Annotated in this window: 19 protein-coding genes; 13 read left to right on the top strand and 6 right to left on the bottom strand. The window is 58.2% G+C overall.

Annotated elements, in window-relative coordinates:
• Positions 1-35: 35 nt before the first annotated feature.
• Together ACYVAC_RS12570 and ACYVAC_RS12565 are read left to right on the top strand one after the other, a co-directional pair.
• Positions 36-2,105, top strand: coding sequence for an alpha-L-fucosidase (locus ACYVAC_RS12570; protein WP_461098035.1), 2,070 nt, complete (start codon positions 36-38; stop codon positions 2,103-2,105).
• A gap of 80 nt (positions 2,106-2,185) precedes the next feature.
• Positions 2,186-4,477 carry a family 20 glycosylhydrolase gene (locus ACYVAC_RS12565; RefSeq protein WP_461098034.1) on the top strand — a complete coding sequence of 764 codons (2,292 nt, stop codon included), beginning with the start codon at positions 2,186-2,188 and terminating at the stop codon, positions 4,475-4,477.
• 12 nt (positions 4,478-4,489) lie between these two features.
• Here ACYVAC_RS12565 and ACYVAC_RS12560 read toward each other — a convergent pair whose 3' ends face one another.
• A complete protein-coding gene (locus tag ACYVAC_RS12560; RefSeq protein ID WP_461098033.1) occupies positions 4,490-5,170 on the bottom strand; it encodes a GNAT family N-acetyltransferase in 681 nt (226 codons plus the stop codon).
• A 222-nt stretch (positions 5,171-5,392) separates the two neighbouring features.
• Positions 5,393-6,058, bottom strand: coding sequence for a hypothetical protein (locus ACYVAC_RS12555; protein ID WP_461098032.1), 666 nt, complete (start codon positions 6,056-6,058; stop codon positions 5,393-5,395).
• Between the two features lie 158 nt (positions 6,059-6,216).
• Here ACYVAC_RS12555 and ACYVAC_RS12550 point away from each other — a divergent pair, with 158 nt between their 5' ends.
• Positions 6,217-6,480 (top strand): hypothetical protein, encoded by a 264-nt coding sequence (locus ACYVAC_RS12550; protein ID WP_461098031.1) that lies wholly within the window; start codon positions 6,217-6,219, stop codon positions 6,478-6,480.
• A gap of 72 nt (positions 6,481-6,552) precedes the next feature.
• On the opposite strand, the gene ACYVAC_RS12545 is transcribed toward ACYVAC_RS12550, so the two are convergent.
• Together ACYVAC_RS12545 and ACYVAC_RS12540 are read right to left on the bottom strand one after the other, a co-directional pair.
• A complete protein-coding gene (locus ACYVAC_RS12545) occupies positions 6,553-7,695 on the bottom strand; it encodes an ATP-grasp domain-containing protein (protein ID WP_461098030.1) in 1,143 nt (380 codons plus the stop codon).
• 127 nt (positions 7,696-7,822) lie between these two features.
• On the bottom strand, positions 7,823-8,527 hold the full coding sequence (locus ACYVAC_RS12540) for an esterase family protein (protein ID WP_461098029.1): 705 nt from the start codon (positions 8,525-8,527) through the stop codon (positions 7,823-7,825).
• Between the two features lie 145 nt (positions 8,528-8,672).
• Here ACYVAC_RS12540 and ACYVAC_RS12535 point away from each other — a divergent pair, with 145 nt between their 5' ends.
• Complete coding sequence (locus tag ACYVAC_RS12535) at positions 8,673-9,509, top strand: alpha/beta hydrolase (protein ID WP_461098028.1); 837 nt, start codon at positions 8,673-8,675, stop codon at positions 9,507-9,509.
• A 37-nt stretch (positions 9,510-9,546) separates the two neighbouring features.
• Positions 9,547-10,413: a glycoside hydrolase family 16 protein gene (locus ACYVAC_RS12530; RefSeq protein ID WP_461098027.1), complete on the top strand. Its 867-nt coding sequence runs from the start codon at positions 9,547-9,549 to the stop codon at positions 10,411-10,413.
• 116 nt (positions 10,414-10,529) lie between these two features.
• On the opposite strand, the gene ACYVAC_RS12525 is transcribed toward ACYVAC_RS12530, so the two are convergent.
• Positions 10,530-12,128, bottom strand: coding sequence for a S8 family serine peptidase (locus ACYVAC_RS12525; RefSeq protein ID WP_461098026.1), 1,599 nt, complete (start codon positions 12,126-12,128; stop codon positions 10,530-10,532).
• Between the two features lie 127 nt (positions 12,129-12,255).
• Here ACYVAC_RS12525 and ACYVAC_RS12520 point away from each other — a divergent pair, with 127 nt between their 5' ends.
• From ACYVAC_RS12520 to ACYVAC_RS12490, 7 genes are all read left to right on the top strand, one after another.
• A complete protein-coding gene (locus tag ACYVAC_RS12520; protein WP_461098025.1) occupies positions 12,256-12,774 on the top strand; it encodes a hypothetical protein in 519 nt (172 codons plus the stop codon).
• A 13-nt stretch (positions 12,775-12,787) separates the two neighbouring features.
• Positions 12,788-13,477 carry a hypothetical protein gene (locus tag ACYVAC_RS12515; protein ID WP_461098024.1) on the top strand — a complete coding sequence of 230 codons (690 nt, stop codon included), beginning with the start codon at positions 12,788-12,790 and terminating at the stop codon, positions 13,475-13,477.
• Between the two features lie 2 nt (positions 13,478-13,479).
• A complete protein-coding gene (locus ACYVAC_RS12510; protein ID WP_461098023.1) occupies positions 13,480-14,568 on the top strand; it encodes a sensor histidine kinase in 1,089 nt (362 codons plus the stop codon).
• Between the two features lie 58 nt (positions 14,569-14,626).
• Entirely contained in the window at positions 14,627-15,265 is a 639-nt protein-coding gene (locus ACYVAC_RS12505; RefSeq protein WP_461098022.1) for a response regulator, read from the top strand.
• 211 nt (positions 15,266-15,476) lie between these two features.
• Positions 15,477-16,145, top strand: a complete 669-nt coding sequence (locus ACYVAC_RS12500; RefSeq protein ID WP_461098021.1) for a hypothetical protein — start codon at positions 15,477-15,479, stop codon at positions 16,143-16,145.
• A gap of 39 nt (positions 16,146-16,184) precedes the next feature.
• Complete coding sequence (locus ACYVAC_RS12495) at positions 16,185-16,544, top strand: hypothetical protein (RefSeq protein WP_461098020.1); 360 nt, start codon at positions 16,185-16,187, stop codon at positions 16,542-16,544.
• Positions 16,545-16,760: 216 nt separating this feature from the next.
• On the top strand, positions 16,761-17,291 hold the full coding sequence (locus ACYVAC_RS12490) for a collagen-like protein (protein ID WP_461098019.1): 531 nt from the start codon (positions 16,761-16,763) through the stop codon (positions 17,289-17,291).
• Between the two features lie 124 nt (positions 17,292-17,415).
• On the opposite strand, the gene ACYVAC_RS12485 is transcribed toward ACYVAC_RS12490, so the two are convergent.
• Positions 17,416-17,964 carry an RNA polymerase sigma factor gene (locus ACYVAC_RS12485; RefSeq protein WP_461098018.1) on the bottom strand — a complete coding sequence of 183 codons (549 nt, stop codon included), beginning with the start codon at positions 17,962-17,964 and terminating at the stop codon, positions 17,416-17,418.
• Between the two features lie 231 nt (positions 17,965-18,195).
• Between ACYVAC_RS12485 and ACYVAC_RS12480 the strand changes: the two genes are divergently transcribed.
• Complete coding sequence (locus ACYVAC_RS12480) at positions 18,196-18,735, top strand: heme NO-binding domain-containing protein (RefSeq protein ID WP_461098017.1); 540 nt, start codon at positions 18,196-18,198, stop codon at positions 18,733-18,735.
• Positions 18,736-18,737 lie beyond the last annotated feature (2 nt).

Below are 18,737 nucleotides of genomic sequence, written 5' to 3'. Positions count from 1 at the left end.
TATATGTAGCACCTTACCCGATTAGCCTACCAAGCATGATGCGTTCACTTGCCATACTGGCCACGCTGGCCACCCTGTCGCTGGCGGCCCCTGCCCAGACGCCGGCTCCGTTTGGGGCGGTACCCTCGCCCCGCCAGCTGGCCTGGCACAAGATGAAGTACTACGCCTTCGTACACTTCAACATGAACACCTTCACCAACGAGGAGTGGGGGCATGGTACCGAAACACCCAACCAGTTTAACCCGACGCAGCTCGACTGCCGGCAGTGGGCGCGGGTGGCTAAGGCCGCCGGCATGGAAGGCATTATCATCACGGCCAAACACCACGATGGCTTCTGCCTGTGGCCCAGCAACTACACCGAGCACTCGGTTAAAAACAGCACGTGGCGCAATGGTAAGGGCGACGTACTGAAAGAGTTGTCGGCAGCCTGTAAAGAGTATGGTCTCAAATTCGGTGTGTACCTGTCGCCCTGGGATCGCAACCACCCGGCCTACGGCACACCCCAGTACAATGATATTTTCAAGAATACGCTCCGGGAAGTACTGACGCAGTACGGCGATGTGTTTGAAGTGTGGTTCGACGGGGCCAATGGCGAAGGGCCCAACGGCCGAAAGCAGGTGTACGACTGGCCGGGCTTTGTGGCTACGGTGCGGAAGTACCAGCCCAACGCGGTTATTTTCAGCGATGGCGGGCCCGACATCCGGTGGGTGGGTAACGAAGACGGCTACGGGGGAGAAACCAACTGGAGTACGCTCAACCGCGACAAGGTGTACCCGGGCTATCCGAACTACTGGGAGTTGACCGCCGGCCATGAAGATGGCACGCACTGGGTACCCACGGAAGTGAACTGTTCGATTCGGCCCGGCTGGTACTACCACGCCAGCGAAGACAGTAAAGTAAAATCGCTGGAGCACTTGGTCGATATTTACTACAGCTCGGTCGGGCGCAACGGCAACTGGCTGCTCAACCTGCCGGTCGACCGGCGGGGGCTGGTACATGAAAACGATGAAAAACGACTCATGGAACTCAAGGCCTATACCGATAAGGCGTCGCACAACCTGGCTGGCAGCAAACCCATCGTGGCCAGCAGCGTTTTTGCCAAAAAAGCGGCTTTTGCTCCGGCCAATGCCCTCGATAAAAGCCTCGACACCTACTGGGCCGCGGCCGATGGCGCCAGACCGGCCACGCTCGACATCGACCTCGGCAAGCCCACCACGCTGAACCGGCTGCTGATTCAGGAGCATATCGCCCTGGGGCAGCGCGTGAAGGCGTTCAGGCTGCTGGCCTGGCAGCAGGGGGCCTGGCAAGCCGTAGCCAGTAGCACGACCATCGGCAACCGGCGCATACTCCGCTTTCCGACCCTGACGACAACGAAGCTGCGCATCAGCATCGACGAAGCCAAGGCCGCTCCCCTCATCAGTAACATCGAAGTGTACAACGCGCCCGAACTGATCGTAACACCGGTAATCAGTCGGTCGAAGGAGGGGCTGGTTACGATTCGGTCGCCCCGCACCACCGACCCGGTACTGACCTATACCACCGATGGCTCGGAGCCCACGGCCCGCAGTACCCGCTTTACCCAGCCGTTTGCACTGCCGGCGGGGGGCATCGTCAAAGCCCGTGCTTTCGTCGATAACATGAGCCGGGCCAGTAGCCCCGTTACGGCCGAATTCGATATCAGCCAACAGAAGTGGTCGGTCCAGTCGGTCAATGCAGCCGCGGCCGATAAACACGCCGTGGAGATGATCGATGGCAACAGCGATACCTACCAGCAAGTGCCGAAAGCCACCCAGGGTCCAACGGCCGTGGTGCTCGATCTGGGCGAGTCGCTACCCCTGCACGGCTTCACCTACCTGCCCCGGCAGGACGGCAAAAAAGACGGCATCGTATATCGCTATGCGGTGTCGGTCAGCGCCGACGGGCAAACGTGGTCGGCACCGGTGAGCCAAGGCGCCTTCAGCAACATCAACAACAACCCCGTTCGGCAAACCATCCGCTTCGGGCAGCCGCATCCGGTGCGCTACCTGAAATTCGAGGCCCTCGAAACAACCAGCGGCACCGACACCCGCGTGTCGGTTGCCGAACTGGGCGTACTGACGAAATAAGACCTATTCTCTGCTAACCGTATCCGTTCTGATACGCGGCCGACGCCATCGGTCGGCCGCGCTTTTTTGCCCCCGCCAGCATGAAAACCAACGTACTTGCCTGCCTGCTGTTACTGGTTGTTTCGAGCGCCAGTATGGCGCAGGACGCTGCCCAGCGCTATCCGCTCATTCCGTATCCGGACTATCTGAAACCCGCTACGGGTACTTTTACAATCAGCCGGTCGACGGCTATTGTGATGGATGGGTCGCAGGACCGGTTTAAAAACGAAGCCAGCTACCTCCGGCAACTGCTGGCGCCCGGTCTGGGCCGGAAAGGCGGTACCGCTACACCGTCGAACAAAATCGTGCTGGCCTACAGCAAAGCCATAACGGCTTCCGAAGGTTATACCGTTTCGATCACACCGCGGCAGGTTACGCTCACGGCCTCGCAGCCGGCGGGTATGTTCCGGGCCATGCAGACCATCCGGCAACTGCTGCCCGATGCCATTGAGCGGCCGGGCGGAGCCAGCGGCATGGCGCTGTCGCTGCCGGCGGTCGAGATCCGCGATGAGCCGGCCTATCCCTGGCGGGGTATGCACCTCGACGTGTCGCGCCACTTCTTTTCCATCGAGTACCTGCATCAGTTTATCGACTGGCTGGCTTTTTACAAGTTCAATACCTTCCACCTGCACCTGACCGACGATCAGGGCTGGCGAATGGAAATAAAAGCCTTTCCGAAGCTGACCAGCGAGGGCGCCTGGCGCACCTTCAACAACCAGGATTCGGTGGTGCTGAAGCGGGCCGCCACCAACTCTGATTTTGATTTACCCAAGGCGCATCTGCGGCAGCGGGCTGGCAAAACCGAATACGGCGGGTTTTACACCCAGGCCCAGCTGCGCGAGCTGGTAACCTACGCGGCCGCGCGGCACATCGAGATCATTCCCGAAATCGACATGCCCGGCCACCTGACGGCCGCCATTCAGGCCTATCCGTACCTGAGCTGCACCGGGCAGCAGGGGTGGGGGAAAACGTTTTCGGTGCCCGTCTGCCCCTGCAACGACCAGACGTACACCTTCATGGAAACGGTATTGACTGAAGTAATGAACGTGTTTCCGAGTCGGTACATCCATATCGGAGCCGATGAAGTAGAAAAAACGACCTGGGCGCAATCGACCGCCTGCCAGGCGCTGATGCAGCGCGAAGGTATCAAAACGGTCGAGGAGCTGCAGAGCTATTTCGTGCGCCGGATGGAAGGGTTCGTGCGCAGTAAAGGGCGACAGCTCATGGTGTGGGACGATGCCCTGGAAGGCGGCCTGAGTGCATCGGCCGCCGTGATGTACTGGCGCAGCTGGGTGAAGGATGCTCCGCTTAAGGCCGCCCGCAACGGCAACGCGGTGGTAATGACACCCGTCAGCACGTTGTATTTCGATACGCCACCCAGTGCCCAGTCGGTGCCGGCCGTGTATGGGATGCCGGTTATACCGGAGGGCGTTACGCCCGACCAGGCCCGGCAGTTTCTGGGGGTGCAGGCCAACATCTGGACCGAATACATACCGACCACGAACCGGGTCGAGTACATGGCCATGCCGCGCATGACGGCGCTGGCTGAACTGGGGTGGAGCCGGCAAAAAGACTACCCGGCCTACGCCCGGCGACTGCTGCGGCAGTACGATCGTATGGAGGCCATGGGTATTCACTACCGGCTGCCCGATTTGCAGGGCTTTACCCAGGAAAACGTATTTGTCGATCAGGCAACCCTGCATATCGACAAACCCATTCCCAGCTATACCCTGCGCTACACGACGGATGGCAGCCAGCCAACGGCCAACTCGCCCCAACTGCCGGAGGCCCTAACCATCAGCCAACCGCAGACGGTGCAGGTAGCGGCTTTCACCCCCTCGGGCCTGCACGGCGATGTGTATGCGCTGCGCTACCAGCAGCAGGCTTACGCAACAGCCGTGTCGCCGACAGCCACCGCGCCGGGCCTGCAGTGTGCTTACTACAAAGGATCGTTCCGCGAAACGAAAGGCATGCAGGGACGGCAGCCCGACAGTACGTACAGCATCAACAACCTGGTGGTGCCCCGATCGGTCAATGCGCCGAGTTTCGGTATTCAGTTTCGGGGGCAGCTGACCGTGCCCGAAACCGGGGTGTACAGCTTTTTCTTTACCTGCGACGACGGTGGTATACTACGCATCGCCGACCGGCTGGTGGTCGACAACGACGGCAATCATCACCCGATCGAGAAAAGTGGGCAGGTGGCCCTGAGCCGCGGTGCGCATCCGCTGGTGGTCGACTTTATCGAGGGCGGGGGTGGCTTTACGCTGAAGCTGCTCTACAGCCTCAACGGATCGGCCCCGGCCCCGGTGCCCGACAGCTGGCTGACGCACTAAAGCAAGGGCAGGCTAGAAGGGTTGCTGAGGGCTGGAATGAGTCAGGACCGGTGCGTCGTTGACAATGGCCCAAGAAAAAGGCACCCAGATGGCCCGGTCCGGATCATACAGCTGCGTAGCCGGTTCGCAGGCGAACAGTTTGTAGTCGAACTTGGGGTAGTGGCTCACCACGTAGCCGGGGTAGTAGTAAGAGCGGCCCTGCGCACGGGCATGGAGCAACTTCTGCAGCATCAGAAACTTGCCCAGGCTGTACTTGCGGTAGTCAGGATGATAAAAATTGAGAATACCGGCAATCGAGTCGGTACCCTGATCGAACACACCCACGGCAATAAGCGTATCGGTATCGCGTACTTCGATGGCATAACTCTCGAAAACGGTTGAGGTGGCGCCGTCGAGCAGGCACTGGGTTACCGAGTAGGCCGCGTCGAAATCGATGCTGGCCCGGTAGCGGGCGTAGAGCGCTTCGTGCTCATCGGTGATGGTGGTCATGGGCACCACGCTGACCCGAAACGGGGCGTTCTGGCGCAGGATGCGGTTTTGTTTGGGACCCAGCACTACCGCGTCGAGGTCGATGCGCAGCCAGTGTACGGTATGTAACTGATCGTCTTTGGGGAGGTAGCGGCAGGTGAAAATATCCTGGTGCATGCGAAAGCAGCCCAGGCTCAGGTAAAAATCCAGTTCGATTCCGTTCATGACCGGTCTGGCAGCTTTTCGTGGTGGTTGTTCATCCAATATACCGCGAAAGCGGGAGAATTGCCAGCCGGCCTGGCCCGCGTAGCCGATCGTGGTGCGGCCGCAGGGTCATGGGCTTGTCTGGCCCGGGGCTGGCCTGCGTATCTGCGGCCAACAAAAGAGCCGCCAGCACCGGATTCTATCGGTGCTGGCGGCCGATGCCTGCCTGAAGCAGAGAAATAATTATTTCAGCAACAGCAGGTCGAAGGTGCCGTTGAGGGTGGGCGTCTGATCGTCGCGGCTGATGCCGAACCCATCGCGGTAAACCTGCGCCTGAAACGTGCCTTTAACTCGGTTCAGCGTAAGGGCACCCTCTGTTTTGACAACGGTCGACTCCGTAACGGTCAGGTTGCCGCTGTTGGTTACGTAGAGCTGTGGGCCGGGCAGGTTCATGACCAGATCGGCGAGGCCCCCATTGGCCGCCGGGGTCTGGCTCTTACCCATCGGGTAGGTGCCGGGAGCCGTTGTTTTCAGCAGCGTCAGTACAGCATTCGACTGGTACTGCGCTTCCACCAGGTTATTGTCGGAGTAGGCCTTGGCCTGGCCAAAGTTGACGTAAACCGTGGTGTTGCCCTGGCTGTTGATGGCGCCGGTAATGCCGGAAAACGTGTTGGTTGCCGATTTGAACTGTTCGGTACCTTCGGCTTTCAGGTTGAGACCGCCACCCGTTACGGTAACCTGACCCGAGCCTTTGTAGCCCGCTAGGGAAGTGGGCACCACCAGATACGAAGGCAGACCGGCCGTGGGGTCGGGGGCTGGAGTTGGGTCGCTAGTACTCGATGAACTGCAGGCTTGCAGCAATACGACCGTCAGCAGAAATAATGGACCAAAAAGACGAGTTGATTTCATATGGGCGCGTTGGGTTTGTTACTACAAACGTAGGCAGGAATTGTATTCGTCTGATTCTATAGGACAATATGGGCAGATATTTCGTAACCGGCACCAATTTTGCCAACTTCAGCCCCTTGCCGGCTGTTAACGCCTTATACTGAACCAAAAAAAGGCCTATGCGCAGCGAACGGGAGAAAAAACTGATTATAAAATTCTGGCTTTACGGCGGCATTGGTGCCATGCTGCTGGGCAGCGGCCTATCGGTTGTGCTGCACGGCTGGGGGCTGCGGCAGGCTGGCGATGCCTGGTGGTTCTGGGTGAGCACGGGCGGCTTTGCCCTGATCATGACCGGCCTCCGGCTCATTGGCGACGCCAACCGCTTTCGAACCTTGGCCGATGTACTGCAGGAACTGGACCGGCACGAGCAGCAGCGCCCCTAACAGACCGCCCGGTCCACACCAGACAAGTAGGTGCAGACCGGGCGGGTATAATGCCGTTTCATCAGATGCCGGCTATTTCTTGCCCTTTTTAGGCTTCTCTTCCTTCGCTGGCTTGGGTTTTTCGGCTTTGGTAGCCTTGGGTGCTTCGGCCTTCACGGTCTTCTCCGCTTTGGCTGGCTTCTCTTCCTTCGCTGGCTTCGGTGCTTCGGCTTTGGCCGCCTTTGGAGCCGGTTTCGGGGCTGGCTGCGTAGGGGCAGTACCAGCGGCTGGCGCACCGATCGAATGGCGCACAAACGTACCCCAGGTCAGGTTGTCTTTACCGGCCTGCACGGTTTTGGCCCGTTCGATGGCCATGTTGGCAGCCGCTTCAACGACCCACTCGAAGTTATCCTGCCCAACCGAATGCACATCGGCATCGGGTGCCGGGTTGCAGAAGTCGATGGCGATGGGGATGCCGTCGCGCACGGCAAATTCAACCGTATTAAAGTCGTAGCCGAGGCCGTGGTTCAGCTTCAGCACGTAGTCGGTCATGGTTTCGAGCAGTTTTTTGCCCGCGTCGCCGGTTGTTTTCATCTCCGACGCGTAGCGCAGGTGGTGCGGATTGCGGGGCTCGTACGACATGATCCGGACGTCTTTACCGCCAATGCAGTAGCACCGGAAATAGTCGGTGAAGTCGATCGCTTCCTGATACAGCATCACCAGCTGTCCGGTTTCATCGTAGGCGCGGAACATCTGCTCCGGATTGTCGACTTTGTAGACGTTTTTCCAGCCTCCGCCCGAGTGGGGTTTCATGAAGGCCGGGAAGCCAATGTGGTTGAAAATCCGGTCCCAGTCCATGTGCTGCAGGTTCCGGAACGAGTTGTGGTTCGTATCGTCGGGACGCTCCTTGGAGGGCAGCAGAATGGTTTTCGGAACGGGAACCCCCAGCTGAACGGCCAGCGCGTTGTTGAAGAATTTCTCGTCGGCGCTCCACCAGAACGGGTTGTTGATGACGGCGGTCCCCGTCAGGGCCGCGTTTTTCAGGAACGCTTTGTAGAACGGAACGTCCTGCGAAATGCGGTCGATAATGACGGCGTAGTCGGTCGGTACGCTTTGTTCGACCTGATCGATTCGCACAAACTCAGCCGTAAAATCGCTTTGTTTCTCGTTGACCCGATCCACGAAGGCCTGCGGGAATGTGTTTTCCTGGCCGAAAAGAATGCCTATTTTTTTCATCGTTGGGAAGGCCGGCAACGGGTGCCGGCCGGGGTTGATTGTTGGGAGATTGTGGGCGGCAGACCCCGCCTATCCTGTATAACAAGGTTTTGGGCCGATGTTCCTGAGCCAGTGGGTAAGTTGCCCGTTAAATCTGACTCAGATAACGCGGAAACTGATCTTTCCAGACCGGCCAGTCGTGATCGCCCCAGGGGGCAATATCGAGCTGGTGCCGGATGCCCTTCCGGTTTAGTATATCAGACATGCCCGTTGTCGACGGTTTGCAGAAATCGTAGGCCGACGTACCCAGTACGATGTTCATGTGGTAGAACTCGGGGTTCTGCGCGTTGGGCATGAAATCGGGCGGGTTGTTGAAATAAACGTTATCGTCGTAGTAGCCACTCAGAAACGACCGGATGTCGAAAGCGGCTCCCATGGTGAACAGGTGGCCTACCTGTTCGGGGTGGCGGAAGGCGAAATTAAGGGCGTGGAAGCCGCCAAACGACGCCCCGGCGACGCCGATCTTCCGGACATTGCATTCGCGCTGAATGCCCGGCACTAGTTCTTCGTGCAGAAACCGGTCGTAGAGCACGTGGTTCCAGATGCGGGCACCGGGGTGCAGGTGCTTGGCATACCAGCTGTCCTTATCGATGCTGCTGATGCAGTACAGCTTCACCTTACCCGTCTCAACAAACCATCGGGCGGTTTCGGTCAGGCCAAAGTTTTTATACTCGTAGTAGTGGCCCATGGAGGTCGGAAACAGCACCACGGGGTAGCCCCAGTTGCCATATACCAGCATCTCCATGTCGCGGCCCAGGTGGTGCGAATACCACTTCCGATAGTCTTCCTGCAACGTAGTAGTTAGTTTAGAGACGATAGGAATTTTCGGCTGAAAATAGGGCAAATAGCCCGTATGGCCAACCCCGGGCGTGAGGGTGTCGAAAAAAAGGGCTACTTTGTCTGTTGTGATACTCCTGCTTTTAGTTCTTTTTTCCTGTATGGCTGAACCAGTACCGGCCCCTCACCAGACCGCCGTTTCGTCGGTGACACTCCACCGCGACGACTCGCTGGTCTCCGTACCGCTGAACCGCCAGGTGCGGCTAACCATCGTGTTGCCCCCCGCTTACCATACCGCGCAGGCGCCTTACCCCGTTCTTTACCTCAACGACGGGCAGGACCTCAAACGACTCCGGATGCGCGATGTGCTCGATTCGCTCTACGCCCGGCAGGCCATCCGGCCCTTTGTGCTCGTCGCCATCGATGCCGGCGACCGCATTCAGGAATATGGCACCGCAGCCCAGGCCGATTACATGCAGCGGGGCAGCAAAGCCGCCCTGTACACCGATTTTGTGCTGACGGAGCTGATTCCCTACGTCAGCCGCCATTACCATGTCAGCACCGAACCGGCGCAGTCGGTATTTGCGGGTTTTTCGCTCGGCGGGCTGTCGGCGTTCGATATCGTGTATCATCATCCTGAGCGATTCAGCCGGGTCGGTGTGTTTTCGGGTTCGTTCTGGTGGCGCAGTAAGGCATTCGACGGGGCCTATTCCGACGAGACTGACCGTATTGCGCATCAGCTGGTGCGGCAGGGCGGGGGCGCGCAGCCGCTCCAGTTCTGGTTCGAAACCGGTACCGACGACGAAACCAGCGACCGCAATAACAACGGCATCATCGACGCGATCGAAGACACCACCGACCTGATCGACGAGTTGGTAAAGAAAGGCTACCGGCGCGACACCGATATCCGCTACGTAGAAGTACAGGGCGGCCAGCACAACCAGGAAACCTGGCACGCCATTATGCCCGATTTCCTGACCTGGGCTTTTGGGCGCTGAGTGAAGGAGTCCGGGAAAAAGGCTTATCTTTCCCGGTATGTTGCTAAAAAACCTCCCGGCCAGCCTCGTACTGGCCCCCATGCTGTTGGTGAGTGGCTGCTCCAGAGCCGACTCGCTGACGCCCCCCGTAGCGCAGCCTGCGCCGGTCGTTGCTACACCCGCCAGCACAACGGCGCCGGTGGTGCGTAAGCTGGTCTGGCAGGATGAATTCGACAAACCCGGCCTGCCCGACACCACTAAATGGGCCTACGATGTGGGCGGCAACGGCTGGGGCAACAACGAACTGCAGTATTATACGGCCCGCCGGCCCGACAATGCCCGGGTCGAGGGGGGAAATCTCATTATCGAAGCCCGGCGTGAGCCCTGGCAGGGTAGTCAGTACACCTCGGCCCGACTGCTTACGCAGGGGAAAACAACCTGGCAGTACGGCCGTTTCGAGGCTCGCGCCAAACTGCCCGCCGGGCTGGGTACGTGGCCGGCGGTCTGGATGCTGGGCAAAAACATCGCGTCGGCCGGCTGGCCCCGCTGTGGCGAACTCGACATTATGGAGCACGTAGGCTACGACGAGGGCGTCGTACACGGGTCTATTCACAGTGAGCAGTATAACCACGTGAAGAACACCCAGAAAACGGCCACCGTTACGCTCACAGACGCCACCACGGCTTTCCATGTGTATGCCATCGACTGGACTCCCGACAAGATTGAATTCATTGTCGACGACCGGGCTTACTTCACCGTCTATAAAAGTGCGCTGGGCAGTTCAGAAGCGGCCTGGCCGTTCGACCAGCCGTTTTTTCTGATTCTCAATCTGGCCGTGGGGGGCAATTGGGGCGGGGCCAAAGGCGTCGATACTACGATCTGGCCCCGGCGCATGGAAGTCGATTACGTCCGTATTTATCAGTAGCCCCGCCGGATCGGCCGGGCCGGTGATGGGTCGGTGTTGCCAGCGGGCAGCGCCGGCCCATCACCCGTTTATGGGATACCGCGCCGGTACCGGCCCCGCTATCTTTGAGGAAAGTATCAGACGGTGGCAGCCAGCGCGCTGGCGCTCGGTATGGTAACGGGGGCATTGGCTGTTGGCAGATTAGCCGCATTACGGAGTGCCTGCCGAAAGGTGGCCGCTTTGATGATAGCCGTTTTGCGCGACTGAATGGCAACGATCAGGCCGGCCACCAGTGTTGTAGCCGCCGATGTCTTACAGATGTACCCGGTCTGCTGGGTCGGTGCCGAATAGGTCGACAGTACTTTCTCGGCCGGTCCGTAGCAATCGATGCGGCTGCCAAACGTAAAGGGATTGATTCGGTGGGCGTGGTCTGGGTTGGGCAGGGCTCCGCTAACCAGTATGGCCCCCGAGTCGTAGCCGGGCTTGTAGGTATAATAGCGATTGGTGAATCGAAGCGTAAGCGCCTGCTGCCACTGCTGAATCTCGGTAACGTTGGCCGGAAGCCGAACGGTACGGGTACCCCCTGGGCGTCGGCCCGGTTCGATCTGGGTTTGGTCGTAGGCGTCCAGGTCGACACTGTTGTTGCCCGCTGCCTCGACCACCGTGAGCTTGAGCCGACTGGCAGTAGCCACTTTGATGAGGTCATACACCATCGGGTCGGTCTCGAGGGGGAGAATGTTGCCGTTGGCAAAGTTGGCAATGACGATCTCGATTACGTCGCCCGGTCGGTTTCGGGCCATGAAAATAGCGGCCAGCAGCGCGTTATCGTACTGAGGATCGTCCAGATCGACCGTATCGGTGCCATAATGATTGAGCTGAACCGATGGGCCGCAGACCCCGTTGATGCTGCCCGATGAGAAAGGAGGAGCGGCTGCGCTCCAGGCATTGACCAGCAGGCCGGCAACCGCACAGCCGTGAAGTTCATTGAATTGGGTCGTACTCTCCCGGAGCCAGGCTGCGGCTGGTTTCTGAATGGGAAGGCTGGTACGGGTATTGGCTGGCATGGCCATTTCGAGATCATGAATCGTAACCGCCTTGACAACTGGTCCGGGTGTAGACCAGTAGGTGGCCAGATCAAGCTGCGACCAGAAATCCTGGCGAGTGGGGCCGGGGATCGCTACATCGCATAGGTCAACGCGCAACTGATCCTGGGCGTGCGTGGTCCGGAAAGCCTTGCGGTCCGTACTGGGAATGGCCTGGACCGGTACCGCCGGCGAGCGCAGGTAAACAAACTCGATGGGACCTGGCTCGGCTGACCTGGGTTTGGCAGGAACAAACCGCTTGAGTCGCTTGAGCAGGCGCTCGGCTTTCCCCGGATCCGGGCAGACCAGTTTAGTGTAGTTGATGAGGTTGACATAATCATAGCGGTCGGGCGTGTCGGTTTTCTCCGCCAGCGATCCAGCCGCCGATAGTACGTCCGGGAGCCAGTCGGACGGGAGTTCATCGAAGGGCAATCGGAGGGGGATTCCCGTCGATCGAACCAGCTCAAAAAAAAAGTCGAACTGCGTGCGGTATTTATCGATCGGCCAGTCGAGAGGGTAGCTGAGTGCCCTGGCGTACTGGTTTAGGGTATCCTGAACAGCCGCCTGCCTGCGCAGGTCGAACTGTTTGGGATAAGCGTCGATAAGGGCTGCTATCGACACCCGATCCTGGAATTTAACGAGAATAGTAGGCATTTGGGTAGCTGGTAAGGTGGTGAGGAACTGATTTTGCCGTTCGATAAAGACTTGATTATCAGTAAAAATAAAATGAAGGTCGACATAAACTAACGCTTACCTTGGCTTCACCATCCTACGGAGTCCTATGACACACACACCCAATCCCGCATCCTGCGACCCGGCATCTTTTGCGAATTATGACAATGGTCTGCTGCCGGTTGATCCGGCACTGGCCGCTAACCTGAAGAAAGGCTATGTAGCCTTGAGCAAGGCGCTCGGTGAGGCACCGGCCAAACGCGATAAACTGCTGCCGCCTGCCAAGGTGAAGAAGATGCTGCACATTCAGTCGTTCTACATTGGCAAAGAACAGCTGAAGTGCCTGATGGACAATGACTTTGCCAACTGCAAAGGCATCCGGATATCGTTCGGGCTGACACGCAACCCCGAGGGACCCAACAAGGATGGTGAAATTCGCCTGATCGTTGAAGGGGCATTCGACACCCGCCTGCCCGACACTGGCACGACTAATCATGGCGGAGTGGCGGTCGATAACCGGTTGCTGGTAAGTGCCAACACCACCACCTACATAGCTGGCGCTATTCCCGGTCCCCAACCCGACCCCCCAACCTATCCCGACCCACCGTACGGAAACGCGTCGGTCTAACCATACGGTTGCCATGAACTTCCCCTCTGTATCGCACTTTATCGCGTTTCTGTCGATGCGCATCGTGATACTGCCGCTGCTGATGGCATTGCTGCGCTGGCGGTGGCTGCAGGTGCCCGAACGCATTTTTGCGGGGCTAATGGCCTACCGGTTTGCTATCGCGCTGGTGTCGGCATACCTGCTGGAGCAGCACATTCCCCAGAATTTTCTGGGCGCAATCAGCCTGGCTATCGATGCGCTGGCCATGGGCTTGATGTATGGGCTGATGCTCGATTCGGCCCGGCTGCGGTTCGCTGCCCGGTGGGGAGGGGCTGTATTCGCAGGCCTGTGTCTGCTCAATGGCTGGATTGGTGAGGGCGTCGACAACGGCATCAGCAGCGTGGCCTCGGGCGTTGAGTGTCTGCTGGTGGCGGGGCTGGCAACGGTTTACTGCCAGCAACGAATGGCCGACGCGCGATCGACATCGCTCCGCACCGATTCGCTGTTTCTGATCAACGCCGGTCTGCTGCTGATTAGTCTGACGGCCTTTCCGCTCTATTTTTTTGTAAAGCCGTTGCTCAGTTACTCCCGGACGCTGGCCCTGCGGACCTACGATCTGATGTTTCTGGCGGGCATTGCAGCCAAGTTGCTGTACACGGCCGGATTCTGGTTTAGCCGACGCCGATCGGTCGCCGTGGGCGCATCCGCCGTTTCGACCATTTAACGATGAAAGGGCTTCGTACCGGGCTGGTGCTCGTGGGGCTGACGCTGGGTATCGCCCGGGCCGAACAGCCCATTGCCGTGCAGGTGGGCATCAACGGACAGCCGACGGGCGGTGGGCCAACGTTGCACCTGCCCGCTCGCGAGCACGGACTCCGTATCGATCTGACTTGCCCGAAGGGTACGGAAGCCATCTGGTTTCAGTTGCAGGGGCGCGATACGGTCTGGTTTTCCGTCGATAGCCACAGCACCTTTTATTATGATAATCTGTCGGGCGGCCAGTATCGCATACGCCTGCGACGACGTGATGGTAAGCCGTTGCTGTGGCGCGCCATTCAGATCGATAATGCGCTGTGGCAGGAATGGTGGTTTGCGCCAATGTTGTTTGCCTACGGGCTGGTTGTGATGGGTATTGCGATGTACCTGTTCTACCGGTACCGCCTGCGGCAGCTGGTACGGCTTCAGCACGTGCGTGACCGCATTGCCCGCGACCTGCACGATGATATGGGCAGCTACCTGTCGTCGATCAGTATTCTGAGTCAGACGGCCCATCGGTCGGCCCTGCGCGACCCGGTTAAAACCCAGGATACCCTCGACCGCATCGGGCAAACGGCCCGGCAGGTGATGGAGTCGATGGGCGATATTGTCTGGAGCATCAACCCCAGCCACGATTCCATGGAGCAGGTTGTAGCCCGCATGACCGATGTGGCCGGTGGGCTCTTTAGTGATACCGACCCATCGGAGCAGGCCGTAACACTGCACATCGACGTGGCACCGGAGGTGCGGCAACTGAGCCTGTCGGCCGAGTGCCGGCGCGACTTTTTTCTGATCTACAAGGAAGCGGTTACCAACGTGGCCCGGTACGCGCAAGCCAGCCGGGTGCGCATTGCCCTGCAACGGGTAGCCGGCCTGCTGGAGCTGACCGTGCAGGACAATGGACGCGGTTTCTGCGTGGACAAGCCGGAGCGGCAAAATCCGGCGGGCGGCAATGGCCTCAGAAACATGCACACGCGGGCTGCCCTGCTCAATGGTACGCTCACGGTGACCTCGGGCGTAGGCACGGGAACGACGCTGGTGCTGCGGATGCCGGTTTGAGGCATCGGGCCACTGCCCAACCGGAACCTGAGTTCAATAGATAGTGACGAATTGATTTTTGACGGACGCTGGTATGGCCATTCGGGTATTGATTTACGAAGACAACACGCCCCTGCGCGAAGCCCTGTGCACGCTGGTCGAGGACGCTGAAGAATGCACGCTCGTGGGGGCCTTTGGCGACTGCCTGCGTGCCAACGACCAGGTATACCAGTTGCAACCCGACGTGGTGCTGATGGATATCGACTTGCCCGGCCGAACGGGTATCCAGGCCGTGGCCGGGCTGCACCGCGAATTTCCAGCGATCGACGTGCTCATGCTGACCGTATTCGACGATGACGACCGCGTGTTTCGGGCCCTGTGTGCCGGGGCATCGGGCTACCTGCTCAAACAGACTCCGCCCGACCAGCTGCTCGAGGCCATCCGGTCGGTGTATGCCGGGGGGGCACCCATGTCGCCCAGCATTGCCCGCAAGGTGATCCAGACGTTTCCGGGGCGGGGCGCGCCCGCCGAAGCTATCGAACAGCTTACGAGCCGCGAAAGTCAGGTGCTGCACTACCTGGCGCAGGGAATGAGTTATAAACTGGTGGCGGCCGAGTTGTCGATCGGTATTGAAACGGTTCGTACCCACATCAAACGGATCTATGAGAAGCTGCATGTCCACTCGGTCACCGAAGCCATCGCCAAATACCGACCCTGACCAGGCCCCGCCCTTACGACCCAACTGTGATGCCCCCCGGCTACCCGCCGGGGGGCTTTTTTTGGGGTAAACGACCCTGCCGGCTACCGCTGCGTAGTTTCCCGGTACCCCGATCATGGGATTTCAGATGGAGCGAGGCTGTCGGAATTTTGGTGGGCAATCAGATTGATCGTCAGTCGATTGACTTATTCACTACTAATCCGGATGGATCATGATTATTTTACATCGTTTGGTATGTTTAGCCCTGTTGCCGGCCGTTGTGCTGGTCAGTCTGACCGGCTGTCAGAACGACCCCGTCGACCCCACGAAAGGTTTTTCGGCCAGTATCCAGAACCTGATTTCGCCCGCTGACATCGAGAAACTGCGGGCGCGGGGTATGCCCATCAACGAAGGGCAGCGTCCTCCCTCGATCGAAGGAATCTACATTTCGTCGCCCCACCAGCTTGTCAGTCCCTATGGGCCCGACGATACCTATGCCGTGGGGCATGCGTTTGCCGACCTTGTTCTGCGCTTCTCCAACCAGAACAGCACCGATCTGACGGCCACTGTCGATCTGAAAAACGCGGGCAGCACGGGCAGCGGGGTAGGGGGCTTTCTGGCTGGCAACGGCAGCACCTTTACCTTCTTCGCCGAGATCGACCTGGTGTCGGGCAACGCAACGGCTAAACAGGTCCGCATTTTTTCGGGGGAGATCACGCCCGATGGTATCAAGGATTTATACACGACGCTGCTCATTACGGGCAAAAACGACCCTGACAATACGCTGATTCCGGTGGGGGTGTCGCGCATTATCCGCGATGGCAATGGGCTGGCCAGCGTTCGCAGCACATTCCGGCGCGGGGCCGATGGGCCGGCCCAGACAGGCGACGCCGATCGCTAAACTCATCCATTGTTCCATATCCTAAACAGGCTATCAATCATGAAAACGCATTGGCTACTGATTTCACTGCTCATGGGCGCATCGCTGCATTCGGCCTGGTCGCAGGCCCCCAGGCTCAACCGCGCATCCACAGAACAGGCTGCGGTCACCCGGCTGCCAGCAGCGCACCGGCGACAGGGCCACGTACCCGACCGGGGTTTTTGGGTGGTCGAAACTCTGCCCGGACCGAAGCCACTGGTTATTGTACACTATTATGATGCCAACCAGCTTGAATGCCAGACCGATACCCTGGCGCGGCCCCGACTGGCGCTGCACCGGCGCCGGGTAACCGCCCGGCTTACTACCCGACTGGCCACGGTGCTGAACCAGTCCGATCTGCTGGTTCAGGCACGTCCCTGACTGTTCAGCTGGGTTAAACGGATCGGGATTTCGGAACCTGGCCGGCGTGCGGTACGGTCTGATCCAAATGACGGCCTGCCCAGTGTCTCCAGTTCGCCGGCATGTTACTGCCCGGGGGGCCAGCTGCGTTTCAGAAGTCAGCAAAACGCAGTTGTGCAGCTTGTGGCACCATACGTTGATGTTACCACCATTCCTACTTTATATTCACAACTTATCATGAAAAAAGCAACGAGTTTACTGGCGGCCATCGCCCTTATCAGTAGTTTAGCCACACTGCCCGGCTGTCAGCCCAAAGCCGGCGATCCGGGGCCCAAAGGCGATACCGGCGCCACGGGGGCAGCCGGTCCGGCCGGGCCGCAGGGGCCCGCGGGGCCGGTGGGTACGGCCAACGTTATTTATTCACCCTGGATTACTACGTCATTTAGCGGGAGCGGAACCAGTTACGTCGGTACCATCACGGCGCCCAGGATCACGCAGGAGGTTCTCGACAAGGCCGACATCCGGGTGTACTGGAGCGAGAGCGGGCGCGTGCTGACGCTGCCTTATGCCGAAACGCTGGGATCAACGACGTACACCGTGCACCAGCGGATCTACGTGGGCCGGATCGAACTCAGGGCATCCTATGCACTTTCGAACCAGCAAATGCGGTACGTTATTATTCCGGGAGGAGTAGCTTCCGGCCGTGTGGGTGCACTCGACCTTAACGATTACCAGGCTGTAAAAAAAGCATTCAACCTGCCTGACTGAACGTGCCTGCTCGCCTTTTTATTGATCAATAAAAAAATCCGTTTCCGGAAGGGAACGGATTTTTTTAAATGCTAGTTGCCAAAAATTTACAACCGTAAACAGGGTTGGCTTGTTTGTTGCTGAATCAGAAAAGCGAGTCGCCACAAAGCCGACGAACTTTGTCCCGCGAACGTTTTAACCGCATTTTAACGGCGCTGTCGTTTAGGTTGAGCTTCTTGGCAATCTGGCTAATGTCAAGACCTTCTTGATACTTCATGCGCAAAATCATAGCTTCCTGTGGCGAAATAGTGCTCATTGCTTCTGACAGCTGCTGAAGGCTTTCTTCCTTCTGCTCGTACTCGTCAGAAACTGCGAGGTTATAGTCGAGGTCGTCTTCCAGTGATGTCACGCTCATCCGGTTGGCAACCCGAATCTGATCCATGCAGTAGTTATACGAGATGGAATAGAGCCAGGTAGAGAACGACGAGCGTTCCTGAAAGCGGTCGAGCCGTGAGAAGGCGCGGATGAAAATGTCGTGGGTAAAGTCCTGCGCTTTCTCTGAATCTTTAGTATAGGACAAGCAACGGTTGTAAACCTTGCGAACGTAGCGGGTATATAAAGTTTCGAAGCAATCGTTTGGGCTGGTACCCAGGTACTGTCTGATTACTTCTTCGTCGTTTAACTTGGTTTTCATACAAGTACTACTATGGAGCTAGGATGAAGCTGGTTAACTGTTACAAAGATTATGAGTATAAACTGTTAACACGGCCTAATGGATGCACATTTCGACGAACTGGCATATTTGTACGTTTTTTGGTAAAAGAATTGCACGGCTATCTATGAAAATATACTTATTTGCTATCCCAGTAACTAAAGTGTCGCCACTTACGCCCAGTATCAACTACTTGAGAAACCTGTACGTTTCATGAAAGGAATTGTCTTTACCGAACTGCTCGAAATGGTTGAGAATAAGTTTGGTTATCAGCTGGTCGATGAGCTGCTGACCGAATCAAATCTGCCTTCGGGGGGGATTTATACGACCATCGGTACCTACGATCATGCCGAAATGGTAACGATTCTGCATAAGCTGAGTCAGCACACCGGTCTTACCCCCAGTGAACTCCTGCGGGCTTATGGTCAGTACATGTTTACGTCGTTTTCCCGGATTTATCGGCCTTTCGTTGAACGGGCCGATTCGGCTTTTGCACTGCTCAACTCCGTGCAGCATTATATTCATGTGGAGGTACGGAAACTGTACCCCGACGCCGAGCTGCCTCATTTTTCCATGGAGCATCCATCCGACAGCCAGCTGGTGATGCTCTATGAATCGGAACGGAAGATGGCCGATTTTGCCCACGGCATGATTGAGGGCTGTCTGACCTATTACGGCGAATCGGCAACGGTTACCAAAACCGACCTGTCGGGCGATGGTAGCGTGGTGCGGTTCGATATTCAGAAAAACTGATT

The sequence above is a fragment of the Spirosoma luteolum genome (genome assembly GCF_054778875.1).
The sequence above is the reverse complement of the archived record's forward strand: the minus strand, read 5'-3'. Positions and strand labels throughout refer to the sequence as shown.